Consider the following 25,281-nt stretch of genomic DNA (forward strand, 5'->3'; position numbering starts at 1 on the left):
TCAAATTTTTGTAAAATAAATTATATATTGAATATGAAAAAAACGATTTTAATTATGTTCCTGTTTCTATATTCTGTTTCATCGGTTTTAGCTGATAATATAGGAAAGAATCGAAAAATGGACTTTAAAAACGATGATGAATTCTTAACATATATCCAAAAGCAATATTTTAAATATATCTGGGATGCTGCCTTGCCTAACTCAGGATTATCCCGTGTAAGGATCATAACAAATAATCCGGAAAGAGACAAAAATACTATCACGGTAGGTAGCTCGGGTTTTGCTTTGGCTGGTATTTTGGTAGGAATAGAGCGTGGGTTCATATCAAGAACAAAAGGACTCGAAAGAATAGAGCGCATAGCGGATTTTCTAGAACGTTCTGACCGATATCATGGTATGTGGTCACACTGGATTGACGATACTAATGCAAAAACGATACCTTTTGCTAATCCCGCAAGTAAAGATAATGGCGGGGACATTGCTGAGAGTGCTTTTATGGCAGAAGGAATTTTATGTGCCCGTCAGTATTTTGCAAAAGGTAATAAAAGGGAGAAAGCCTTAGCCGCAAAATTGGACAAACTGTGGAAGGAAATGGAGTGGAGCTGGTACCTGAATGACGAGAACGCGTTGATGTGGCATTGGTCTCCAAATTATGGATGGGAAAAGAATTTCCCACTTAAAGGGTATAACGAATGCCTTGCTCCTTATATACTCGGAGTATCCTCACCTACACATCCGCTACCGGTGGCAGCATACTATGAAGGATGGGCTCGAAAAGGAGCCATCCTGAGCGATACCACACTGTATGGAATACCCACTATTGTGATGCACAACACGGGAAAGCAGTATGTAGGCCCTCTGTTTTGGACAGCATTTTCTTATGTGGGCTTCGATCCGTATGGAATAAAAGATAAGTTGGGCATCAATTATTGGGATGTGAATGTGAATCAGGTGAAAATCCAACGCGCATATTGTATCGAAAATCCGAAAGGTTTTCCCGGCTATGGGGCAGACTGTTGGGGTTTCTCTGCCGGTTACTCGGTGAAAGGGTATAAGGCGCATAACACTAAGACAGACTATGGCGCGATAACTCCATCCGGGACGATTGCTGCAATGCCATATGCACCGAAGGAAATAATGGTGGCACTGAAACATTTTTATTTCGACCTCGGTGATAACCTATGGGGCCCTTATGGATTTTACGATGCATATATTCCGGCTTCCAATTCTGTAGTAAACGATTATTTGGGCAACAATCAATGTGCGGTGGTACCGATGATTGAAAACCATCGTTCAGGAATGCTCTGGAAATTGTTTATGAGCGCACCGGAAATAAAGAACGGTTTGGAGAAATTGGGATTTACAAAAGATATTAGTAAAGATAATTTGCCAGATTAAAAGAAATGAAGAAACAATTATATTTTTTGATTTGTGCTTTCTTGATACCTGTCCTCTTGACGGCATCTAAACCTAAGCTACCACCAAGAGGAGCAGCTGCAAAGTATTACACTGACAAAGAAACAGAGCTAAAAGTGAAAAATCTGATGAAAAAGATGACGCTGGAAGAAAAAATCGGTCAGACAGTTCTGTTTGCGGCACGTGGAATGGTGACAGGACCAAGGTCATCAGAAAAGATGGACGATTATGTAAAATCCGGAGCCTGCGGTAATGTGTTTGGCGTCAAAACTTCTGAAGAAACGCGCAGGATACAGAAGATGGCAATAGAAAACACACGCCTCAAGATACCTATGCTTTTCGGGATGGATGTAATACATGGTTATAAAACTATATTCCCTGTTAATATAGGTATCTCTGCAAGTTGGGATATTGATGAAATAGAACGTTTTGCCCGTGTTTCGGCCGAAGAAGCTTCTGCAGCCGGTATTACATGGACTTATTCCCCAATGTGCGATATTAGTGTCGATCCTCGTTGGGGCAGGGTTTCGGAAGGTTCTGGAGAAGATCCTTATCTGGGTAGTCATATTTCGGCTGCTATGGTCAGAGGATATCAGGGCGACGATTTGTCGAGGGCAAACACTATTATGGCATGTGTAAAACATTTTGCTGCATATGGTGCGGCACAGGCAGGCCGTGACTATCATACTGTGGATATGTCTGAACGGATGCTTCGCGAAATCTATTTACCTCCTTATCAGGCTGCATTAGATGCGGGTGCTGCCACGGTTATGACTTCTTTTAACGAATATGACGGAATACCGGCATCAGGAAATAAATTCCTTATTACTGATCTATTACGGAATGAGCTAGGATTTAATGGATTTGTTGTGAGTGATTACAGCTCTATTAACGAAATGGTAAATCATGGAGTGGCGGAGAATTTTAAAGAAGCTTCTCTACTAGCGGCAAAAGCCGGAGTTAATATGGATATGGTTGGCAATGGATATCTTAAATATATGAAAGAACTGGTATTAGAAGGGAAACTGGATGTAAAAAATATAGACTATCTATGCTCACAAGTTTTAGCTATGAAGTTCAGACTAGGATTGTTTGACGATCCATACAGGTATTGTACAAAAAATGAAACGGCATACTACTCTCCCGAAGCATTAGATGCATCCTGTGCACTGGCCTGTAAGTCTATGGTATTATTGCAAAACAAGAGAAACGTGTTGCCTGTGAGCGATGGAACTAAAATAGCATTGGTAGGCCCGTTTGCCAACGATAAGCGGGAGATGCTCGGATCGTGGGTCGTAGCAGCCGATGGAAACAGGGCTGTTACTTTCGAAGAAGGCCTGAAAGAAAGATTTGGAGATAAGAATATAAAAGTTGTTGCAGGAAATGTAATGACAGATTATCAGGATGCAATAGATGCAGCAAATAGATCGGATGTTGTATTCGTAACTTTAGGACTATCGCAGACATGGAGCGGTGAAGCTACAAGCTTAACATCTATACGTCTGCCTGAGACCCAAACAATATTACTGGAGAAACTTAAAGCTACAGGTAAACCAATAGTCGCTCTACTAGTGACAGCCAGACCTCTTGATCTTACCTACGAAACACAACTTGTGGATGCTATACTTCTAACATGGCATCCAGGCACTATGGCAGGGAAAGCTTTAGCAGAAGTCGTTTCCGGAGATTATAATCCTTCCGGAAAAATAACAATGACATTCCCAAGAACACTAGGCCAGGTACCAATTCATTATAACATGAAGAATACAGGACGTCCGGTTGACGCACTTACATCTCAGTCGAGTGATAAATATACTTCCAGGTATATGTTTACTTCGAATGAACCTTTATTCCCGTTTGGTTATGGACTAAGCTATACAACATTTGAATATTCAAATTTGAGTGTAGAGAACGTAAACATAAAAATGGGCGATTCGGTAAATATAAGTGTAACTATAAAAAATACAGGACCCTGTGATGGCGAAGAAGTTGCTCAACTCTATATACGCGATTTGATAGGAAGTGTTACACGTCCCATAAAGGAGTTGAAAGGCTTTGAAAAAGTAATGCTAAAAGCTGACGAAAGTAAAACAGTAACATTTACTCTGTCTGCGGAAGATTTATCTTTCTGGCGGGCTAATATGACTTTCGGACAAGAAAAAGGAAAATATAATGTCTGGATAGGTGGAAGCTCAGATGCAACATTGATGTCTGAGTTTATAATAAATTAGAATGTTAAATAGATAGGATGAGAAAAATAAAGCTGTTTTTATTGCTGAATTTAATTGCATTAAATATTTCTGCTGTAGAATTCAAGATTTCATCGCCCTCACAGGTCGAAGATGTTATTCTTAGACAGAGCGATCTTGTTTATGAAGATGATAATTATTGGACTGGATGGAACTTTGGGGCTTCCCAGGTATTAGATATTGGTTATGCTATTGCCATGTGGAATCAATGGCGGGGGAATGTCCTCATCCGTTTCGATCTGAGGGGCGTAGATTGTGGAACAGTAGATAAGGCAATTTTAAGAATTTATAAACCACGGAATATAACTCAAATGTCAGCTACCGTGCCTGTCGGGTTATTTAAGGTCAAGGAAGCCAATAAGGAATGGCAGCAAGGTAATATGGAATCATTGCCACAATACACAGCAGCCAGTTGGCAAAGTAAGGGCAATGGTGAGCAATGGGCTGGTGGAGAAAGTGGATGTGGTATTCCCGGTATAGATTACTATCAGACTCCATTAGGTACAGCGCTGGCATCAAAATATGATGGTGAATGGCTTGAGTTTGCATTACCAGCCGAACTGGTTCAGGACTGGTTGGATAAGCCTGGAGATAACGCAGGACTGTTGTTGAAAGTAATTTCCGATAAAGAGATTCTGGGAGATCATGTTTTGTTTTATTCTACGGAACACGCTTCGGGGAAAGGGCCGCAATTGATTATCGAAGGTAGTAAGTTGAAGTCAAAAACCAATGCCGATAAGAATAAAAACTATAATAACCGTTATGTTATGCCTCCACAGGGAAAAGCCTTTAAGCAATATCTGGAACAAAAAGATTTCCGTTATACCTATTGGACGACCGATTCTGTTGTGAATTTAAAAGGTGACCAAAAAATATACCCTTATTATTGGGATATTGTTGTTGACGGAGAATATGTTTTACCATATGCTTACTACCCGTTTTCTCAGTCTATTTTAGAGATTGACAATCTTATAGATCGGAAAGATATTGCCGGATTGAAGAAATTTCAAAAAGACAGGTTGAAATATTTACATCTGTGGGAATATGTGAGAGAACAGCGGTGGTATGACTGTGGAGACATTATTGAGGTAATGTCTCCTTTGCAGGCAGCTTACATTTGGCTGGGATCTAAAAAATACAATAGATTGAGCTTCGACGGAATATTGTACAAAATACATCCCAGAGGAAACAAAAATCTGACACAGGAGGAGATACAGCTCAGGCGGGTAAAAGAAATAATGGAATGTATCGACAACCTCAATCTGTCGGAGGAACAGTACAATGATGTTGAAACATTTATTAGTATGCAGGAAAATCTTAGATGCATATATTACAATAAATGTAACGATGCTGCACAGCTTGTTCATCGGCTAATAGATGAAAAAAATGATAAAAAAGAAATGATTGATGCACTTGGTGCTTTCATGAATTATCATGACATATATCTTTTTTACGATTCATATTGGCAAATGTTGAGGTGGAGTTTTCTTATGGATCATACAAATCAGGTCGATTTCAATAAATTTTGGAAGAAACAGAAATATAATGAATATGCCCCTGCCCGTATTCAGAAACGATTTGATGAATGTGCAAAATACTGGCCCGAATCGGGGCAACGCTTGGAAGTAAAAAATAAAAACACATTTTGGTAAAATATAAAATATGAATAAGTTATTGCTATTATTATTTGCTTTTATGCTATTATTTGGAAGTGTAAAAGCAACAAAAAGAGTCAATATGACGATAAACAGCGGATGGTATTTTCACAAGGGAGATATAGCTGTTAGCGACAACAATTTCGATTCGAAAGAATGGAAAAGTTTGAATTTGCCTCATACCTGGAATCAATATGATGCATTTGATGAAGAACCCGGTTATTGGAGAGGAACTTGTTGGTATGCGTATCAGTTGAGACTTCCTAATGATTGGGAAGGAAAGAATATTATAATTCATTTCGAAGGAGCTAATCAGGTTGCCGAAGTCTTTGTCAACGAGGAATCTGTCGGTAAGCATATCGGAGGATATACAGCTTTCAATTTTGATATTACCAGATATTTAATTTCCGGGGGAAAAAATATAATTAAAGTAAAACTAGATAATAGCCACAATAAAGATATACCGCCACTGAATGCTGACTTTACATTCTATGGAGGAATATATCGTAATGTGAGATTAATAGTTGTAGATCCGGTACATTTTAATCTGACAGACTATGCATCAGAGGGAGTTTTTGTTTCCACACCTGATGTGAATGAGAAGAATGCGAAATTGAAAGTAGATGGAAATATAGTAAATAATACAGGACAGAATAAAAATGTTTTGGTTGAAAATACCCTTTTTGACAAAAATGGCAACAAGATTCTTACTAAGACGATAAATCTAAAGCTTGGACCGAATGCCATAACTTCGTTTTCGATTGAAGGTATGAATATTGCAGTGCCGGATCTTTGGAGTCCGGAATCACCTGCTTTGTACAAAAACGTGATAAGAATTATAGACCAAAGTAAAAATACATGGTTGGATGTAGTTGAGGTTCCTGTTGGTTTCAAGTGGTTTAGTTTTAACGGTGAAGGATTCTTCCTGAATGGGAAAAAATATAAACTTAAGGGGGCAAACAGGCATCAGGATTTTTCTGGCAAAGGAAATGCTTTGACTGACGATTATCATATAAATGATTATATGCATATAAAGTCGCTCGGATTTAACTTTGTCCGATTGGCACATTACCCACAGTCTCCGGAAGTATATAGGATATGCAATGAATTAGGGCTTTTGGTTTGGACCGAAATTCCGATTGTGAATGAAGTTACGCCAACACAAGATTTTACAGATAATTCTCTGAATATGATGAGAGAGCAAATACGCCAGACGAAAAATCATCCATCTGTGATATTATACGGATATATGAATGAAATTCTTATTCGTATGTTATCAAATAGTAAAATGCCTGAAGAAAAAAGAGCACAAATAGCTCAGGACACAAGAGACTTAGCCCACAAACTTGAAAAATTGACAAAAGAAGAAGTGCCTGACCGGAATACAGTTATGGCTATCCATTACCATGAGGGGTATAACCATTATGATGTATCCACGATTACTGATGTTCTGGGATATAATTTATATTTCGGCTGGTATTATGAAGAGCTGGAAGATTTAACCCGCTTTTTGAATAGCGAGCATCAAAGATTTCCTAATCGTTCGATCATTGTTTCGGAATACGGAGCTGATGGAGATATTCATAATCATTCATTAAATCCTCGTCCTTGGGATTTTTCAGAGGAATATGAGGCCGTTCTGCATTCTTCTTATATCAGGCAGATGGCTGCTTTGCCTTATCTGGCAGGGTATGCTCTTTGGAATTTTGCTGATTTCGGAGCCGAAAACCGTGCTGATGCGATTCCATTTATAAATCAGAAAGGATTGGTAAATTACGATCGTACTGAAAAAGATGTTGCATCATTGTACAGAGCTGCCCAACTGCAAATACCAATCTTATATATTGCATCGCGAAACTATACTTTGCGTAAAGGAATTGAAACTGTCGCAGAATCCGCAATATGTTCCTATCCGGTAAAAGTATTTTCAAATAGCAAGTATGTGGAGTTATTTCAGAATAATAAATCTCTTGGACGCAAATCTGTCAGTGATTATACTTCCGAGTTTGATGTACCGTTTACTGATGGTGAAAATGTTATTGAAGCCAGGGATGACCAAGGTTCCTATGATCGCTTATCTATAGACTTTTCTATTATTCCTCAGGATATAAGTAAGTGGAATGAAAATTTAGACATTGCGGTAAACGTAGGGGCTGACTACTATTATGTTGATGCCGAGACAAAAACAGTATGGTTACCTGATCAGGTATATAAGCCACTTGCATTTGGCCGTATCGGAGGTACAATTTTTGAGAAAAGAGATAGACAGCATAAGGTGGGGATTGCAAATAATATTTTAGGAACAAGCACTAACCCTCTGTTCCAGACTTTTGTTGAAGGTCTGGACGGCTTCAAATTTGATGTTCCGGACGGCAAATATAGCGTCACACTTTACTTTGTGGAAAATAATCCAAAAAGTCCGACAAAAGATATTATTTACAACCTATCAGGATCGGATAATGATGCAATTCCGGCCGGAGTAAGAGAATTCTCTATTTCTGTAAATAGTATTCCTGTAATAAACAATTTGAATTTGGCTCGTGATTATGGGAATCTGCGTGCTGTACAATTCGATATAGTTACAAAAGCTACTAATGGAGGCGGAGTATCTGTCAATTTTAAGTCATTGATCGGTAAATCTACTCTGAGTGGAATACGTGTAAGAAAGTTGTAATATTAAATTGTTGAAAAATATAGGGCATCGTTTACTACATCGATGCCCTTATTGCTTCAAGGAGTATTATTAAGCCAATACTCATTTTGGAAATATGTTTGCGTATTTGCTTCGATGCAATTTCCAGATGCTTCTCTACAGTACGGACGGATATACCTAGTTTCTCAGCTATTTCTTTGTTCGATAATTCATCTATCTTGCTGAGTTTAAATACTTCCCTTCTCTTTTCACTAAGCTTCTCCATAGCCTGGCTAATCATATAATTTATATCATCATTCTCTATGTTTTCGAGAAGTGGATTTTCGGATATTTCAATATTCATGTCCCTTACAGTCTGAAGTTTATACTTTTCAGTATAAGATAATACGCGGAAATAATCTTTTATTTCGTTTCGGGTGACAGTAAATATAAAGTTATTCAGATTGTCACCATATAGGTTATTGCGGTGTATCCAGAGTTTCATGAAAACATTTTGAGCAATATCTTCAGATACAAATTTATCTTTGGTAGTCATTGAGATAAATGTCAGTACCTTCATATAATATTTGATAAATAGCAGCTTGAAGCCGACCTGCTCCTCCTCCTGTATTTTCTGGATTATTTCTTTATCGGAGTATAAATAGAAATTCATTTTCGAATGTTTAAAATAAGCAGGTTTAACATGTTCATTTAAAATGTCATTATCAACAAACTTACATAAAAATATTATCTTTATAAATATCTAAACAACATACTTTTTCATAAGTTCATTCTTTGATTTTCTATATGCAGAAAATGTATAATTATTCTGCTTTATTATATAGAATAGTGTGAAGATGAACACAAGAAAGTTGCGTATAACAACCATTACGGTGAGCTATAATAATTGAATTCTGTAGAATTCCTGATATTGAGCTATGGGGTGAGGAAGTGGAATGATATAGTGACAGAGGAGTAATTAATTCCAGGAGAAGTTATATTCTTATCTGATATTAAAGTAAAACCTTTGTAATAAATCGAAAACATTATTCGAATTTGAATGTCTTATGAAATCCTGCTCCGTTTTTAGTCGAAGAAAAGCAAGTCGAGGCAATTTGCCCTTCATAATATTTACTTTCTATCACAATTGTCGCGCTGCCATTCATATATTCCGGAATAAAAGAAACACTCCCGTTTTCTCCAATCCGATATTCTTCATCTGGTTTAATATCAGGAAGATTATCTTTTATAAATACTCCATCCTTTTCATAGATATACCCGGAAAAATCGTCCGGATATATTTTGTAATAGTAAAAAACTTTTGCGTCTATGTCAGGCTTTTTAATGCCGGGATTATCTGTTGTTTCATAAAATGCAAAGGCCTTAATATCCGCTACAGGCTTGTCACCATCATCATAACAACTTGTACATATTAATAAAGAGAGGATTAAGGCTGATATTAACTTTTTCATAAGGTATGCGTTATTTTAAATATATAATCAGATATTCACTTAGTAAACAGAATGATAGTATATATAAAACTATAACTAAAGACATGATATTAATCTGTCTGGCAGGATATGCTGTGTTAAATTGAGTCTTAGATTTTTGCTGGATCTCTTGTATAACATAACTATATATTTTATAGATACAGAAACCTATTATTAAGCCAACTATTATTCCACCAACGATATCAGATATAAAATGTACTCCAAGGTAGACTCGGGAATAAGCCATAATTGTAGCCCAGGAGAAAATAACAAAACTGAAAAATCTGTTCTTGAATAACAGAGCCATAAATACTGCAAATCCAAAACAATTAGTCGCATGACCGGAGATAAAGCCATACTTTCCGCCTGTGTAATTATACAAAATCTTTACATGCTCCATGACACCCGGGAAATGGGTTGGGCGAGAGCGTGCAACAAGAGGCTTGATGATATGGGAAGATATCTGATCGCAAAGGATAAACAGTAATATAATAGCCAGTAATACTATAAGCCATTGCCTCCAGTTTCTCTTGTAAATAATATTTATAATTACCAGCACTGCTAAAGGCATCCATATTTTGAGACCTGAATACAGCCACATCACATTATCCAGGAAGTGTGTATGCGCACCGTTTATCAGGAAAAACAGATTTTCTTCGTATGGTATTGTCTGATCAAACATTACTTATTCCGATTATATAATCAAGTCAAAACTAAGTAGAGATTTTGCAGAAATTTTGAATTTCTGTTTTTACCGCTAAAATTTCAGGATGCCTTTACAGAATGTTTGTTCCCTTTTATACTTTTTAAAATAACCCGGGTAGAACCGATTTTAAGCTTCGAGTCGATACGAACAGGAATGCGGTTATTATCATTTGTTATGTATACCTTCATCGCTTCCTTTTTGTCTTCGAACGCCTTATCATTTATTACTAAGACCAGTTTGATACAATTATATTTATTTCCATCATTGGCTTCTATATTCTCTGTTCCATGATATTCTATATCCATATTCACCTTATTCTTTCCTGATAAAAATAAGGTCGTGGTTTTATCACCTTTTTTCATAGATGAATAATCAAGGGTTCGGGCATAATAGACAATGCTCATCATATCATAGATACAACTTTCAGATGTTATCGCTTCATCGAAACGAAGCTTGCCATTCCGTATTAACTTTGCTTTAATATTTACTGGAAAGGAAGAGTAATCATATGATACATTTTCTATTGAATGCTCATCGCCTTCATGAGCATTCTTTATATATGCCAAAGGGATTAAATCATTTGTCATATAACAGATAAGTGTATCCGATAGAGTAAATACTTTGTTAGCCATACCGACAGATTTAGCGGTCATCGTCATTTTTAAGGCAGCTTTATTATTGTATTTTTCTGATTGCGTTTTCAGCGTAGATACCCCTGCCTTCATATTAATAAGTCCGTATTTAAAATAGAGGTCATATGTCAATTCCTCTCCGGATTGAAAGAAGCTGTTCTCTATAGGACATTGAGCATTTATCCATACGGTGGGCATTACAAAAAATATGAAAATAATCATTCGGTTTTTCATGGTAATTAAAATGTATATGCCATCCCAAGTCCATAATTATCAATACCTATTGTTGGTACAACAACCAGATTCTTATTCTCCCCTTTTATCCCCAACACCTTATGGAATACAGGCAATAACATATATCCGGCTTCAGCACTTAATATACCGATTCCTGCACCGGTAACGACATCGCTTACCCAGTGTTTTTTATTCAGTACCCTTAATGTTCCAGTACCTGCCGCTACTGTATAGCCGGCAATCCCTATCCAAGGCGAAGTATCTTTATACTCTTTGAACAATATATGAGCCCCGACAAAAGCCGTAGCGGTATGTCCCGAAGGAAACGATTTATTATTCGAACCATCGGGACGCCATACATTTATAGAACTTTTCATTGTTTGTACTGTCGCACCCATGATAAGATATGATGTTGCCATTACAATAGTACGATCCCTAAAATTATGTTTTGCCTCTATTCCTGCAAAATCAAGCGCATAAACGGTTAGAGCCGGAGCAAATTGAGAGTAATCATCTATGGGAATTGGAACTGTCAAATGTTCACTTATTTCATTATGGGTACTCTGATCAAGTTGCTGTAAGGATTTATTCCCTCTGGTTATAACTCCATAAGAAATTAAAGCAGTAGGTATTATAAACTTGGAATAAGAGGCATTGAAGATGTTTGGCTTCCTATTGGTTTTACCAAAGTCAAATGTTATCCTGCTTTCATCAAAAACCGGGTACAGTTTATCCATATTGTTATAATCCGGATGTAAGGGATTTAGTTTCAAGCTGGCTTTATCCCGTAGAAGGGAATCTTTGAACTGTAATGTAGTTTTGGGTAATATCTTAACCTTTATGGTATCTTCCTGTTGTGCATATATACTTAAACTACTGACTATAAATAAAAAAATAACCGCAAATAAATGTTTCATTTGTAAGTATGAATAATTATCGCAAAACTAAGGAGTGATTTTGCAGAAATTTTGAATTTTTCAGGTAACGGAAAAATAAATTATTATTGTATTCAAATTTTCTACAAAGTTGATTTACTACATTTGGAATATAATTGACAACCGGATTGTTATGTGGAAATATTATGCTATACTCTCTGCTGTTTTTGCAGCCTTGACTGCAATCTTTGCCAAAATAGGGATCAAGAATGTAGATTCTAATCTGGCCACCGCAATCAGAACCTGTGTTATTCTTTTTATTACATGGGGAATTGTATTTGCAAGCAATAGCATCAATGGGATAAAAGAGCTGACTAAAATGAATTGGGTATTCCTGATATTATCAGGAGTAGCGACAGGTTTATCATGGTTGTTCTATTTTAAGGCTTTGCAATTGGGAGATGCCTCAAAAGTTGCCCCAATAGATAAACTAAGTGTTGTTTTCACAATATTCCTTTCATTTATCATTTTAAAGGAAACAGTCAGTTGGAAGGTTATATTGGGAGGTTTACTTATTGCCGGAGGTTCTTTGGTAATACTGATGGATAAACAATAATGCTCTGAAAAAATGAAAATACTTATAATAGAAGATGAGAGGGAACTATCACAGAATATAGTAACCTATCTGTCTTCAGATAATTACTTATGCGAACAAGCATATAATTTCGATAGTGCTATTGATAAAATTTCATTATACAGTTATGATTGTATTTTGCTTGACTTGAACCTGCCCGGAGGAGATGGATTAAAGATATTGGAAGAAATAAAGCAACGGAATATAGATAGCGGAATTATTATTATTTCAGCGCGGGATTCTTTGGATGATAAAATAACAGGTCTTAAAATCGGTGCAGATGACTATCTGGCAAAGCCGTTTCCTCTTTCCGAGTTGAGCATCCGTATTTACGCATTATTGAGAAGGCAACAATTTTCGCATAACAATGTCCTCAAATCACATAACATAGAAATCAATCTATTATCAAAAACTGTTGCTGTAAATAATAATCCTGTTATCTTAACCAAGTCTGAATATGATTTGTTACTATTCCTGATAGGAAATAAAAACAGGGTGGTATCCAAGAATGCAATCGCAGAACACTTGTCGGGAGATATGGCAGATATGCTCGATAGCCATAATTTTGTATATGCCCATATCAAGAACCTGAAATCAAAACTGGGAGATGCAGATTGTGACAACTGTATTAGAACGATTTATGGAACAGGATATCAATGGACGGAATGAAAAGTTTATTAAGTAAAAACCTGAGACAATTCCTGATTTACACTACTGTTATACTGTTGTGTTGCGCCCCCATATTCTTTTTTATAATGAAGTTTTTTTATACAAAAGATTTAGATGAGTTGATTGTATACCGCAGTAATGAATTTGTTGAAGAGAAAATGTCTGCCTTTACAATATCAGAAATTGACATATGGAATAAATACAATGAGGATATACAGATTTTACTATATAATGAAACATATTCGTTAGACAAACCTGTTGAAGAGTACCTGTACAACAAGGCCGAAGGACATCATATCGATTATCGTATAGTTTATAAAAAAGTTCAGGTTGAAAATAAGCCATATATATTGATGTGCCGTATTCCTATGATAGAAAACCATGATTTGTTCTGGAATCTGTTTACCCAATACGGATTGATATTTATAATCCTGCTTATTTCCCTGGGTATTGTCCAACGGATTATTTCGAAAAAGTCATGGAAGCCATTCTACAAGAGTCTGGAACAGATAGAGAATTATAGTCTTGAACAAGGAATTATTCCTGAATTCGAGAAAACAAATATCAAGGAATTTTTTCGCTTGAATGAAATACTTACTAACCTTATATCCAATAACCTGAAAGCGTATAAACAGCAAAAAGAGTTCATTGAAAATGCCTCACATGAACTACAAACCCCACTGGCTGTATTTCAGTCTCAACTGGATATACTGATGCAGGAACCCGACCTGACAGAAAAACAAGTGGGTATAATACAATCATTATACTCAGTATCATCGAGGTTGACACGTTTGAATAAGAATCTATTGTTATTAGCTAAAATAGACAATGCCCAATTTAAGGATATGCAGGAAATCGATTTTGCAGAATTTCTTGACAAGCCTTTACAATATTTTCAATATCTGGCAGAAGACAACGGGATTACAATGACTATTAATATCCAGAAATCGCTTGTAATAACAGCAAACCAAACCCTTTTGGAAAGCTTGATAAACAACCTTATAGTAAATGCTATACGGCATAATATTGATAAAGAAGGGATAGTCAATATGACAGTACAAGACAATACATTAACAATATCTAATACAGGCGAAGCTAAAGCTCTTGACCCTGAAAAAGTTTTCAAGCGATTTAATCGAATTTCTGAAGAAAAAAAGGGAAACGGGTTAGGCCTTTCAATTATCTATCAGATTTGTAAATTCCATAAATGGGAACTGGAATATCAATACAGGGAGAATTTGCATATATTCATTGTTAGATTTTAAGAGATAATATCTATGACCATATTTGCTCATTATAACATATAAATCATACGATTGTATAATGTATGAATATTTTTAAGAGTTGTAGAATCACAGTATAATAAACGAGATATTTATACTGTAATTCTACAAAAATTATCACATATTGAAGCTCTTTAACCACTCCAACAGATTATGATTTTTTTCCCATAGGCATTCTTTATTAGATTTAGGGGTTAAGTCAATATAACTTTTTTCTAAAGCTTCTCTTTTTTGCTTAGAATCTGCTCTGGCATAGACATCTGTCGTTTGAATACAACAGTGTCCTAATTAACACCTGCTTGAAGCAGATGCATGGCTTTTGAATGTCGCAGAGAATGACAACTCACTATTTCTGGTATTAAATTAGGATCAACTGCTCTTGCCATTTTTATGTATGTTTTGAGTATGTACAAGGGCAGTAATCGTATTAACCGTATTAACAGATTACTGTCCTTTGCATATATATTATTAAAAATTGTATGAGATACCTAAACCAAGTGTTTCTTTAAATTGGACTTTTGCCCCTTTTGAATCCCCATTTTTATCTATATATTTCACATTATCATCATATTTGAGTGTTGTATTTAAATTAGCAGACAGGAGTTTGTTTATCTTCATATTGATTGTTAGGTTCCAGTCTATATCAAAATTTCCGAAAGATTTATCGTAAGGAGTGAAGATGTCTATCTTAGTAATGAGTTTAACATTTTCCATCAGTTCCTTTTCAGCTCTTGATTTTATATAAATCCCGGTTTCCACCCTTAATTTATCACCATTTCTTACTCCGTAATAGCCGTGATTTGATAGATAATCATCTAAGACAAATGTCATCTTCTCAGCTATAGGTGAAAGGTATATTGAATAGTTCTTATTTGGACGGTATTCAATACCTATTGAGGTATTAACATAACCGGGGGACATAAATTTAGAAGTGTATTTCCCCTCTTTTGGATGGAGTTTTCCTTTATAGAACTGAGATTTAAAATCTATTGTTCCGGTATAATACCACTTGTTATTGGATGAATATCCCAGTTTTGAAGAAAAGTCGATGTTATCACCTGATTTTTGAGAAGTAGAAGTACCATTTTTTGTCAGTCCGTATTCGAGGGCCAGATCATTTTGCCACAACCATCCTTTTGACTTATGAATTAATGAAGCATTGAGATGTGCAGTTCCAGATAATGAACTGTTTCCTCCCATTTGCCAACTGGAAAGAGATGTTTGAGAGACGTTTAATCCACTAATGCCCCTTAGCTCCCAGGCTTTTTCTTCATTTTCACCGGTCTTATCTTTTTCTTTAATTTTCTGTGCAAACAGGCCGGTTGGAATAAGTAATAAAATATAAATCAAAATAAGATTATGATGTTTTGTTTTCATATATAAAGAATAATTTAATGTATAAAATATTTTTGTTTACCTTTTTACCTACTCAAATCGTAATTAAAGTTGAAATAAGTACATATCAATTCTGTGGCAAAAGTATATGGAGTAAGCATAAAATACCTTAAGTGTCTTATTATAAAAAAATTAGAAATTAATTATCTTCTTTAATGATTTTCTAATGACTTATTCAAGGTATAGGATTTTGTTGCTTTTGATTTAGACTATTTTGTAATAGTACATATGAAGTTAATTTACCATTTCAGATAGGGGCTGGCGGAATATATAGATGTTAAGGACAATAGTTATACTGGAGAGACAAAACATCAAATCTTCAGTCTTAATTATAATACATTTGTATGTGTGTGAAAAATATCCGGTACGTTATTTATATATTCGGATTTAAAGTTTAGATAGATATTTAACAAATAGTTATCTTTGATTAATTCAATACAAGTCATTCTAATTATAGTTAACCTATTGAAAATGTAGTATATTTACTAATCAATCCACTATACCTATACACATGAAGAATACAAGGTCAATTCTCCCTACTGCGGTAGGTTTGTTAACAGCAACAGCTGTCGCCGTTGTTACATCGGATTATGCAACAGCATCCCTTGCAAGTATTGCTGGTAATATAGGTACCGGTGTTGCCGGAAATTTATTATCAGGCCTGATACCGATTAGATTAAAGAATATTGAGAACGATTCGGATAAGCTGAATCACACGATAAAGAAATTATTCATAAACTCTATTTCTCAGGCTTTGTCATCGGTTTATATCACTTATTCGAAAGAAGATAGTGTGACAAAAAAGGAGAAGAAGGAAGCCAGAAGAGTAGTTGAGTTTTTACAAAAAGGATTAACTGATGAATTATCCAACAATTCGATACTGGATATAAATGAAAATCTGGTTACAGATTTTTTATATCAGAAAGAGTTATCAAATAATCAAGATATTGTATCATATATATTCAAAAAATTAGCCATATCGGAATTTCAAATAAGTGAATCTTTCAAGCGATGCTTATCCGAAAAGTATAACGCATATATTGAACTTACTTTTGGAGAGGGGTTAAAAGATGATGTTAACAGAGATGCATGGATAGCATTTCAGAGGTTGCTTCTGGAGGACTTAAGGGCGCGGCTGGTCAGGATAGAAGAAGGTCAGGAAAGGATAGAGAAAAGTATATTAGACCTTAAGGATGTAAAAGGGGGAATTTCAGATGCTGATATGAAAGATATTCGTGAACTGAAAGATATTCTTCAAAATAAAGAGTTAATTAAAACGCACGTTAATAAAGCAACTACCAGCAGGCTGAAAGCAATTGACGCTAATGGAGCGAGGGTACTTTCTATTGTAACAAAAACAAATGTTCAAGTAGATAATACATATATGATTATCAAATCGTTTGTTGATGAATATAATAGAAAAATACAGACAGAAAAAAGGAATCATTTATTAGTGTTTTGCTTCGTAACTATCTGTTTAACAGCAATGATTTATCTGGCTTATAATATTTTTACACAACCATTTACATTATCGATTCAGACATATGGCTGGAAAGGTAAAGATCACAAACCATTAGAAGGGGTTGGGACACTTGAAATAGTACTGGGTGATAAATCGGAGAAAGTTGAGATAAATAAAAACGGAGAGGCTATATTTAAGAATGTTGAGTATAAATACAATAATACATCTGTTTTAGTTAGATTGCTGGATACTAAAGGAGAACTGTATTATACACCTGATAGTGTCGTACTTATAAATAAAGATGAATTAAATTATGTACAGGTATACCTGAAAGGCATTGATAAACTTCGGGGTCTTGTAATTGATAATGTCTCCGGGAACGGATTAAGCCAGGCAACAGTCGAAGTAGCCGGAATTGCAACAACAACAGACGAAAGGGGGCGCTTTAAACTTTCCATTCCTATCGCAAAACAGGAGAAAAAACAGGAAATCAACGTATACAAGGAAGGATACACCGGCTATCGAGCTATGGTGCCCATGGGTAATGAAAATGAATGCAGAATCGTACTGAAACGGAAATAATTATGAGAAAACAACTGTGGCTGGTTCTTCTATTTCTAATAGTACCTATTGTTTGCAAAGGGCAAATGATAAAACTTGACGGAGTCGTTTCCGTACAAAATAGTAAAATAAATACCGGACAAATTATATACGTAGAAGGTGTCCAGATTAAGCATGAAGAAGCAAAATCCGATATTACGGATAGTGACGGCTATTTTTCATTGCAAATAGTCGGAGTTGAGCCTAACACGCAAACTAAAATCGAAGTAACACCGACCGGCAAATACAATGAATATATTGTGGTTAATAGGCGGGATATTGATAATATAACACTTGGCAGAAAGGAAAGAATCAATATTTATATTTGTGAAAAGAATCAATATTTCAAAAGGGTAGATGAACTTTATAATATAAATCGCATTAAAAACGATGAAAAATTTGAAAGAGAGATCAAAGCGTTAAAGTTACAACTGGCACAAGCCAGAGAAATAATAGATTATGAAAAAGCAGGCCGTATTGCAGATAGTATAAATAATATAGAAAAGATAAAAGTCAATATGGTTGACTTTATCCGGGATATCTCGGAGAAAATGGCTCAGATCAACCTGGATAGTTCAGATTCTATTATGCAAAATGCTTTTACAAAAATCTCTGTGGGAGACTTGGACAGTGCATTGTTATACATACCAATAGAATTAATAAGAGAAAAATATTTGCGAGGTGAGATACTCTCCAATGCCGGTCAAAAGATTAAAGAAGATGCTATCCAGTTAGTGTTAATGAAAGCTCGTCTGTCTGTTCTGAAAAGTTTTGATGAGGCATGCAGTAACTATGAAGAAGCTATAAGGCTTGCCCCTTTAGATTTTGAAATTATTCTGGAATATATGAGTTATCTCAAAAGATACAATAAGTATAATTCAGCCAAAAGGATTGCATTTGATGTAATAGAAAGATGTCATGATAATGAAGAGCAAACTGGGATAATAAGGGCTGAATCATTAGGTAAAGTTTATTTCCAATTAGGTAACCTTATGTCGGAAGAGGGTGACTTTAATAATTCAGATGATCATTTTAAAAAAGCGGCATATTATTTTCAGATTTTAAATCGTAATAAAATTGATACTGTACATATACAAAAGAAAATGGAAATATCCACTATGTTGGGACAAAATGCCATGCAGCAAAAAAACTGGAACAAAGCTGAGACATATATGCATGAAGCATTAAGCAATATTAGTGAAAATGATTATAAATACTATGCGGAGCATACAATTCTTACTTATTTTTTATTAGGTGAATTAAAGCGCAATCAATCTAATTTTAAAGACGCCTCTTTTTATTATGAAAAGGCTCTGTCAATATATAAATTACTGGACCAGAAAGATGTCAATACATATCAATATGCACTTTTATTAAGTATGCTCTCTTTAGCAAAAGTGGAAAATTTCGAATATAATGCAGCCAGGAATTATATAAATGAAGCTCTTGAAATTATAGAAAATAAAAATATTGAATCTTCATCCCTTAAAGAAAAAGAGGATTGTGCCGGATGTTATATGCTGGCAACCCAATGTTTCGAACGATTAAATGAGATATCAAAAGCGAAACACTATTGGGATAAAGGAATGCAAATTGTAACCAAATTAGCAGAAAGTCACCCTCAAATATATGCTGACACCTATTTCTCTAATATAATTGACAATTTGGAAACCGATCATAAAGAAGGGGAGGAGATTTTATTTTCGTTAATAAATAAGTATACGACTTTGGCTAAAGAAGACTATGCGCTTTTTGAAGAATATAGGATCATCCTTTTATTTAAACTGGCAACATATTATGAAACACATAATAATACAAAAAGAGCAGACGAATATTTCCGAGAAGCATTAAAAGGCACAGAGTTATTAATAGGTACCAATCCGGTAAAATATTATATAACCTTTGCTGACCTTTTTTATCATTTAGGTAATTTTTATCTTGAGAATAAAGATCTTCCGGCAGCTAATTTGTATTTCGAAAAAGGGATAAGTTATTACAATGTGTATGCAGAAATGAATCCTATGGGTGAAGTTGCCGCATTTGGTAATTTCTTAAGTAAGATAGGCGAAGCCTATACTACATATCATGAATATGTAATAGCTGATAAATATCTTAAGCAAAGTGCTGAAATTCTTTCAAAACTGGTAAATGCTGACCACACATCCTATGCAATTGCACTGACAGACTGTTATCACCAGATTGCAACTAATTACGTACGGATAGCATTATCCGACTCTGCCCTTGTATATAGAAACAAAGCCTTGGATATCCAGTCGGACCTTTATAAAAAGTATCCGTCAGTATTTGATCAATCATATATTAAATCGCTAGTCTCTAGTGCTTCTGCCTATCGTCAGAATGGCAATATAGAAATATCTGAGAGCCTTCTTCAAAAATCATTGGATATTCTACAGGCAATGGATAGTATAAAAATAAAAGATTATAATAATGCTTTATACATTACTTTATTAGAGTTGGCTGAATGTAAAAAATGGGTGGGTAATTACAAAAAAGCTGAACACTACTTTGAGCGGCTGTATCCTCTAGCTAAAGAAATATACGCGGAAGGAGAAAATCTAGATGCTTATAATTATATGGTTGTATTAAATGACATGGGGCAACTCTATAATTCGATGGATGAATATAAGGCTGCCCAAAAATACTTATTGGAGGGTATTGATGTTTATAATAAATCTGATTCAAACGAACGGATTCAATACCAACATGGTTATATTGCTTTAAAGTTAAATTTAGGAGTTACTTATCTTAAACAAAAAAAACTGGACACCGGTAAAAATCTACTAAATGAAGTTATAAGGGAATATGAAGAACTATACAAGGAGGATAAAAGAGTTGCTGATTCAAATACCGCCTATATAAGCAATGAATTAGGGCTGGCCTATTTGGAGGTTAAAGATTTTGAACAAGCCTATGAACTATTGACCAAGTCGTTAAATATAAAGGAATTGTTGTTAAAGGAATATGATAATAATAGAAATAAATATGAACTTTTTACCACCTATAAAGATCTTGCTCTATATTACCAACAAGTAAACAATCTTGAAAAATCGATAGACTATCTACAGAAAAGTCATGATTTATTATCTGTGCTTATGAAGGATGTTCCATCCCAATATATCGGGCATTATTTAAAAAACGGTTATTATCTGGGCAAAGCCCTACTTGATTCGGACTCCATCAATCAATTTTATAACTACAACAACATAATGTGGTCAGAAATAGAGGAAGTAGCAGATAGATCATCTGATTTAAAATATGCTATCGTCAATGCTCTGATGGCAGAATCTAATCTATTCAGGACCAGGTTGGATAATATTGAAAAGGCTATCGAATATTTAGAGAAGGGCATGCTTTTATATAAAGGTTTAGAGGAGAAGGATGAGGTGAATAATAAAAATATTATAGATGTATTTCATCATATTGGTGTATATCTTAGTGATAATCATAATTCAGAATTAGCTGAAACCTATTTTAACCGCGGCCTGGAATTTATTGAACAACTTGACAGTAAAAAACAAAATGAAGTTGATGTAGAAAAATATCTATTATACAGTGATTTATCAATATTATACTTTTCAAAAAATTATAATATAGAAAAAGCAATAAGTTTACAACAAGGGGTTATTGATTATTATGAATCAAAGGAGAATTTATCAGATGATGATATAATGTCTTTAGTTAAAACATATTCAAATTTTAGTTATTGGTTTATTCAACAGAAAGCATATGACAAAGCAGAATCTTTATTTTCCAGGGCACTTCTACTTTTTAATGAAGATACAAATCATACTTTATATTATTCGGGGCAAACTGCAAAAATTTATGTTTTTATGGGATATATTAGAGTATTACAAAACGATACCAAATCGGAAGATTATTTTAGAAAAGCCATAAATATATTTGAATATAACTATAAGATTGATCCATTACACTCTTTAAATGAGTTCACGCCTATTCTAATGAATATACCTAATATTTATTTAGAAGTTCAAAATGATGCAAGATTTGAAGAATATGTTAATTATATTTTAAAAAAATCTGAGCCTGTACTGGAAATTTCAGAATATTCAGGGTGGGTTATAAAAATCGTTGATGAATTAAAAAAACTGGGGAAATTAGATCTTTGCGAAAAATATACTGATTTATTATTAACTAAATTGTCAGCTATAGATGAAAATACATTTATACATAACTACTTTTTAATGTACCTTAATTCGACGAAGGCACAAATACTTGTTCAAAATAATAAACCTATGGGAGAATATCTGGTGAAGGCAATGAAATCATATTCTATAATTGACTATAAGGATATAGAAATTAGTAGTTTAACTCTTGTGGGTCTTATATTCCACTTAATCTCCATGGATAAAGCTATTAATGAAGACGTTTTGATCGAAATAGATTCACTATCCAATAATTATAAGGATCAGGTATTAAATAATTTTGTGAATGAAGAGGAAGAGCAAAGAGTAAATTCCGTCCAGCTATTACATCCGCTTGCTGATTTTTATTTATACACCTTTAAAGATCCTGTAAAAGCAAAAGATGTTTATATAACTATTATTTCGGAGATTGAAAAACTGAAAGAGGGAAAAACTCCGAATGACATATATAATATCCTAATGAAATCATGCGAAAGTTTAGGAGCCATTTATTATTCTCAAGATGATTATGAAAAGGCAGAGATCTTCTTGAAACGTGCACTTAAGCTATTGGAAGATATTTCTTTAGAAATTGATAACCTTTCATTTAAAACTGAGATAAAGAATAGAATAATAGGAGTGTATGTTAATACTAAAAGATATGATGAGGCATTAATATTGAGTAATGATATATTATCTTTTTTAGAAGCAGAATCTCAAAAGTCAGCACAGCATAAAATATTATTTTCATGGTCATTAGCCAATCATGCTAATATTTATTTTCAAAAAGGAGACCATTCATCAGCTATTGAATATTATACCAAGGCTGTAAACTTACATAACGAAGTCTTAGCTGTTAATCCTGATGAACAATATTTGATAAGTGATTTATGTGCATATTATCAACAACTGTATATAAATAGCTATATACTTTCTGATTATCAGACGGCACTTGTATATGTGGATAAGCATCTGGAATACTTAACCAAACATTCAGAAATGACTACTCAGGAATATATAAATATGAAAAAATGTGACAGGGTATTCCTGCTCCTAGTATTAAATCAAATTGATAATGCTAAGTCTACGCTAGAACCAGTATCAGATTCTGGTATAAATACGATTCGTGTACGCTTTTATCATTCACTGCTCTACTTAATAAGTGATGAAAAAGAAAAGGCTATTAATATCTTGAATGAGGTAATTAATTATATTAGATCAAATTATGATAATAGCAAAGACATTTATAATATGATTGTTGAGCAAGTTCAGATTCTACATCGTAATAATAGTGACATACATGATAAATTAATAGATGACTATTTTTCTATATTGAAAAATGAATTAGACATTGTTTTCGAACCCGTTGATTGAAGGACAAATGTTTTTCTTAATAAGCCGATAAAAGGAAAATGATTATATTTTGCATTTTCAATAGTGTTATAAACCATTAAATATGCTACTAGAACGAATTACAGATAGTAAACATACAGCTGTAAAAGGCCCTTGTTGAGTTACACAATCAAGAATTTTCAGAATATGAACGTTTTCGGGGTACTCGCCTCTTGTATAACCTCATTGACGGAGCACACGATATGTTTTTTCATTCAGTTCATGAAAATGAGAAATTAGCAGGATTCTTTATTTACTGGGATCTTAAAACTTCATACTACATACATTTTATTGCTATTTTTCCTGAAATGAGAAATCACAAGATAGGGCAAAAAGTATTTGACTGGGTCGTGAAAAATCTTCAAAAGCCCGTCTTTTTGGAAGTTGATATCCCATTTAATGAGATTACGCAAAGAAGGCTCAATTTTTTTAACGGAACGGATTTACTGAAATTGCCAATGACCCACACACATTATCCAGTGTCCGCTTGGGCGAACATCCCCTATGGTTAATGGGAAATAAAGTTGTTGATAACCTGGAAAGTTATCTGATTAAAATTAGGGATGTCGTATATTATGGTACGGGAGAGTAAACTATAAAATTAACAAGCTTGGATTTATACGAAATTAGAGATAAGTATCTTCTTTTATGATAAATAAATCTCTGTTTATATTAGAATTTTTTAGGGTCATTTTGATAATAACTGGATAATTAGCTTTGATAATTAGACTTTAATATATTTTTTTTAATTTTTATCTCCAATGTTGCATTTTGTCCGATAACGACTCTTGAAATTTGTAACACAAAGACAATCAATATGTTCGCATAATTCGAAAACCTAAATTAATTTATCATGAAAGAGGTAATCGCTGCCCTGAATGAGTTAAGAGATTATATGACAGGGCGTTTTGACAAAATTGATGACAGATTATACCGGATGGTACATATCAAATCATTTCTTGATAATGATGACCTGATCGATAATCAGGACTTATGCACATTGTTGGGTGTTACTAAGAGAACGGTTCAACGCTACAGGAATCTCAAGTTAATACCATATTATAAAATCGATAAAAAGGTATATTACAAAAAATCGGATGTGTTGAAATTCTTTCAGTCACACAATACACGTAAACAGGAAGGAACTGATGAAATTTGATAATTAACTAACAAACAGAGGTAAAGTGTTTTTTATATTAACGTGGACCAATATCATTATAGGTCCACGTTAATATTTATAATCTGGTTATTGCCAGTCTGGATTGATGTTCTGGAATTATGAACGAACGAATACCAATGTAGTTTTTCCATTTTGCGAAAAGGTGAGTTCTCCGCCTATCAAAGATATTTTTGATTTACAGTCAAGTAGCTGAAATAATGACTATTAAAACTTCCTTTTATATATATTTGAAACAAGCCTGTTGGCTTCCTCTTCAATCTGCTCTACAGTCTTAATAGGATTTTTAAGTAGCCATTTATCAATTTCCTCTTTGCTGAAATAAATATTTTTTCCTTGGGGTTTATAATAAGGAATTTTGTTTAAGCAGGTCAACTTATACATATAGGAAGTTGATAAACCTGTGTATTGACAGCATTCAATAAACGTAAAAACGTTTTTTTGCCCTAACAATAGGTTTTCGATTCTCTCTAAACGTTTTTCTAATTCATTATCCATAATAAATAACTAAAAAGATTCTTAGTAATCGGTAAAGTTTACCATTACGTGCATAACAAATTAAAATTATCTCCGAATGACTATTTTCATCCTATCGGTCTATTTCATCTAATGTCATT

17 protein-coding genes and 2 pseudogenes are annotated in these 25,281 nt (G+C 34.3%); 11 read left to right on the forward strand and 8 right to left on the reverse strand.

Annotation, left to right across the window (positions count from 1 at the left end):
- Positions 1-33 precede the first annotated feature (33 nt).
- Genes GGR21_RS06515 through GGR21_RS06530 form a run of 4 tightly spaced genes read left to right on the forward strand, consistent with a single transcriptional unit; the run spans position 34 to position 7,994 of the window.
- Positions 34-1,398 carry a glucoamylase family protein gene (locus tag GGR21_RS06515; RefSeq protein ID WP_183306395.1) on the forward strand — a complete coding sequence of 455 codons (1,365 nt, stop codon included), beginning with the start codon at positions 34-36 and terminating at the stop codon, positions 1,396-1,398.
- A 5-nt stretch (positions 1,399-1,403) separates the two neighbouring features.
- Positions 1,404-3,647 carry a glycoside hydrolase family 3 N-terminal domain-containing protein gene (locus GGR21_RS06520; protein WP_183306396.1) on the forward strand — a complete coding sequence of 748 codons (2,244 nt, stop codon included), beginning with the start codon at positions 1,404-1,406 and terminating at the stop codon, positions 3,645-3,647.
- 17 nt (positions 3,648-3,664) lie between these two features.
- Entirely contained in the window at positions 3,665-5,317 is a 1,653-nt protein-coding gene (locus GGR21_RS06525; RefSeq protein ID WP_183306397.1) for a DNRLRE domain-containing protein, read from the forward strand.
- A gap of 10 nt (positions 5,318-5,327) precedes the next feature.
- Entirely contained in the window at positions 5,328-7,994 is a 2,667-nt protein-coding gene (locus GGR21_RS06530; protein WP_183306398.1) for a glycoside hydrolase family 2 TIM barrel-domain containing protein, read from the forward strand.
- Between the two features lie 34 nt (positions 7,995-8,028).
- On the opposite strand, the gene GGR21_RS06535 is transcribed toward GGR21_RS06530, so the two are convergent.
- From GGR21_RS06535 to GGR21_RS06555, 5 genes are all read right to left on the reverse strand, one after another.
- On the reverse strand, positions 8,029-8,625 hold the full coding sequence (locus GGR21_RS06535; protein ID WP_183306399.1) for an RNA polymerase sigma-70 factor: 597 nt from the start codon (positions 8,623-8,625) through the stop codon (positions 8,029-8,031).
- A 373-nt stretch (positions 8,626-8,998) separates the two neighbouring features.
- Complete coding sequence (locus tag GGR21_RS06540) at positions 8,999-9,424, reverse strand: hypothetical protein (protein WP_183306400.1); 426 nt, start codon at positions 9,422-9,424, stop codon at positions 8,999-9,001.
- Between the two features lie 10 nt (positions 9,425-9,434).
- On the reverse strand, positions 9,435-10,124 hold the full coding sequence (locus GGR21_RS06545) for a phosphatase PAP2 family protein (RefSeq protein ID WP_183306401.1): 690 nt from the start codon (positions 10,122-10,124) through the stop codon (positions 9,435-9,437).
- Positions 10,125-10,207: 83 nt separating this feature from the next.
- Positions 10,208-11,014: a DUF3108 domain-containing protein gene (locus GGR21_RS06550; protein WP_183306402.1), complete on the reverse strand. Its 807-nt coding sequence runs from the start codon at positions 11,012-11,014 to the stop codon at positions 10,208-10,210.
- Between the two features lie 5 nt (positions 11,015-11,019).
- Positions 11,020-11,931 carry a phosphatase PAP2 family protein gene (locus tag GGR21_RS06555; RefSeq protein WP_183306403.1) on the reverse strand — a complete coding sequence of 304 codons (912 nt, stop codon included), beginning with the start codon at positions 11,929-11,931 and terminating at the stop codon, positions 11,020-11,022.
- A 151-nt stretch (positions 11,932-12,082) separates the two neighbouring features.
- Here GGR21_RS06555 and GGR21_RS06560 point away from each other — a divergent pair, with 151 nt between their 5' ends.
- Genes GGR21_RS06560 through GGR21_RS06570 form a run of 3 tightly spaced genes read left to right on the forward strand, consistent with a single transcriptional unit; the run spans position 12,083 to position 14,457 of the window.
- Entirely contained in the window at positions 12,083-12,505 is a 423-nt protein-coding gene (locus GGR21_RS06560) for an EamA family transporter (protein ID WP_183306404.1), read from the forward strand.
- Between the two features lie 12 nt (positions 12,506-12,517).
- On the forward strand, positions 12,518-13,192 hold the full coding sequence (locus GGR21_RS06565) for a response regulator transcription factor (protein ID WP_183306405.1): 675 nt from the start codon (positions 12,518-12,520) through the stop codon (positions 13,190-13,192).
- Positions 13,189-14,457, forward strand: a complete 1,269-nt coding sequence (locus tag GGR21_RS06570; RefSeq protein WP_221232950.1) for a sensor histidine kinase — start codon at positions 13,189-13,191, stop codon at positions 14,455-14,457. Before GGR21_RS06565 ends, GGR21_RS06570 begins: the two co-directional genes overlap by 4 nt.
- 135 nt (positions 14,458-14,592) lie before the next feature.
- Here GGR21_RS06570 and GGR21_RS20895 read toward each other — a convergent pair.
- Together GGR21_RS20895 and GGR21_RS06575 are read right to left on the reverse strand one after the other, a co-directional pair.
- Positions 14,593-14,885, reverse strand: a pseudogene (locus GGR21_RS20895) (integrase); the annotation flags it as partial.
- 58 nt (positions 14,886-14,943) lie between these two features.
- On the reverse strand, positions 14,944-15,852 hold the full coding sequence (locus GGR21_RS06575) for a DUF3078 domain-containing protein (protein WP_183306406.1): 909 nt from the start codon (positions 15,850-15,852) through the stop codon (positions 14,944-14,946).
- Between the two features lie 529 nt (positions 15,853-16,381).
- Here GGR21_RS06575 and GGR21_RS06580 point away from each other — a divergent pair.
- The 4 genes and pseudogenes from GGR21_RS06580 to GGR21_RS06595 all read left to right on the forward strand — a co-directional run bounded on the left by GGR21_RS06580 (position 16,382) and on the right by GGR21_RS06595 (position 24,646).
- A complete protein-coding gene (locus tag GGR21_RS06580; RefSeq protein WP_183306407.1) occupies positions 16,382-17,914 on the forward strand; it encodes a hypothetical protein in 1,533 nt (510 codons plus the stop codon).
- 2 nt (positions 17,915-17,916) lie between these two features.
- Entirely contained in the window at positions 17,917-23,469 is a 5,553-nt protein-coding gene (locus GGR21_RS06585) for a tetratricopeptide repeat protein (RefSeq protein WP_183306408.1), read from the forward strand.
- A gap of 143 nt (positions 23,470-23,612) precedes the next feature.
- Positions 23,613-23,999 (forward strand): annotated as a pseudogene (locus GGR21_RS21125) (GNAT family N-acetyltransferase); the annotation flags it as partial.
- A 341-nt stretch (positions 24,000-24,340) separates the two neighbouring features.
- A complete protein-coding gene (locus GGR21_RS06595; protein WP_183306410.1) occupies positions 24,341-24,646 on the forward strand; it encodes a helix-turn-helix domain-containing protein in 306 nt (101 codons plus the stop codon).
- Positions 24,647-24,871: 225 nt separating this feature from the next.
- On the opposite strand, the gene GGR21_RS06600 is transcribed toward GGR21_RS06595, so the two are convergent.
- The gene (locus GGR21_RS06600; RefSeq protein ID WP_183306411.1) at positions 24,872-25,162 is read right to left on the reverse strand and encodes a helix-turn-helix transcriptional regulator; all 291 of its coding nucleotides are present in this window, start codon (positions 25,160-25,162) and stop codon (positions 24,872-24,874) included.
- Positions 25,163-25,281 lie beyond the last annotated feature (119 nt).

The organism is Dysgonomonas hofstadii, from assembly GCF_014196915.1.
Classification (GTDB): domain Bacteria; phylum Bacteroidota; class Bacteroidia; order Bacteroidales; family Dysgonomonadaceae; genus Dysgonomonas; species Dysgonomonas hofstadii.

What these genes read in the sequence shown, in the direction of transcription:
- GGR21_RS06585 (WP_183306408.1), top strand. Translation starts at nt 17,917, where the DNA reads ATGAGAAAACAACTGTGGCTGGTTCTTCTATTTCTAATAGTACCTATT.
- GGR21_RS06600 (WP_183306411.1), bottom strand. Translation starts at nt 25,162, where the DNA reads ATGGATAATGAATTAGAAAAACGTTTAGAGAGAATCGAAAACCTATTG.
- GGR21_RS06535 (WP_183306399.1), bottom strand. Translation starts at nt 8,625, where the DNA reads ATGAATTTCTATTTATACTCCGATAAAGAAATAATCCAGAAAATACAG.
- GGR21_RS06515 (WP_183306395.1), top strand. Translation starts at nt 34, where the DNA reads ATGAAAAAAACGATTTTAATTATGTTCCTGTTTCTATATTCTGTTTCA.
- GGR21_RS06545 (WP_183306401.1), bottom strand. Translation starts at nt 10,124, where the DNA reads ATGTTTGATCAGACAATACCATACGAAGAAAATCTGTTTTTCCTGATA.
- GGR21_RS06560 (WP_183306404.1), top strand. Translation starts at nt 12,083, where the DNA reads ATGTGGAAATATTATGCTATACTCTCTGCTGTTTTTGCAGCCTTGACT.
- GGR21_RS06525 (WP_183306397.1), top strand. Translation starts at nt 3,665, where the DNA reads ATGAGAAAAATAAAGCTGTTTTTATTGCTGAATTTAATTGCATTAAAT.
- GGR21_RS06520 (WP_183306396.1), top strand. Translation starts at nt 1,404, where the DNA reads ATGAAGAAACAATTATATTTTTTGATTTGTGCTTTCTTGATACCTGTC.
- GGR21_RS06595 (WP_183306410.1), top strand. Translation starts at nt 24,341, where the DNA reads ATGAAAGAGGTAATCGCTGCCCTGAATGAGTTAAGAGATTATATGACA.
- GGR21_RS06565 (WP_183306405.1), top strand. Translation starts at nt 12,518, where the DNA reads ATGAAAATACTTATAATAGAAGATGAGAGGGAACTATCACAGAATATA.
- GGR21_RS06575 (WP_183306406.1), bottom strand. Translation starts at nt 15,852, where the DNA reads ATGAAAACAAAACATCATAATCTTATTTTGATTTATATTTTATTACTT.
- GGR21_RS06570 (WP_221232950.1), top strand. Translation starts at nt 13,189, where the DNA reads ATGAAAAGTTTATTAAGTAAAAACCTGAGACAATTCCTGATTTACACT.
- GGR21_RS06530 (WP_183306398.1), top strand. Translation starts at nt 5,328, where the DNA reads ATGAATAAGTTATTGCTATTATTATTTGCTTTTATGCTATTATTTGGA.
- GGR21_RS06580 (WP_183306407.1), top strand. Translation starts at nt 16,382, where the DNA reads ATGAAGAATACAAGGTCAATTCTCCCTACTGCGGTAGGTTTGTTAACA.
- GGR21_RS06540 (WP_183306400.1), bottom strand. Translation starts at nt 9,424, where the DNA reads ATGAAAAAGTTAATATCAGCCTTAATCCTCTCTTTATTAATATGTACA.
- GGR21_RS06550 (WP_183306402.1), bottom strand. Translation starts at nt 11,014, where the DNA reads ATGAAAAACCGAATGATTATTTTCATATTTTTTGTAATGCCCACCGTA.
- GGR21_RS06555 (WP_183306403.1), bottom strand. Translation starts at nt 11,931, where the DNA reads ATGAAACATTTATTTGCGGTTATTTTTTTATTTATAGTCAGTAGTTTA.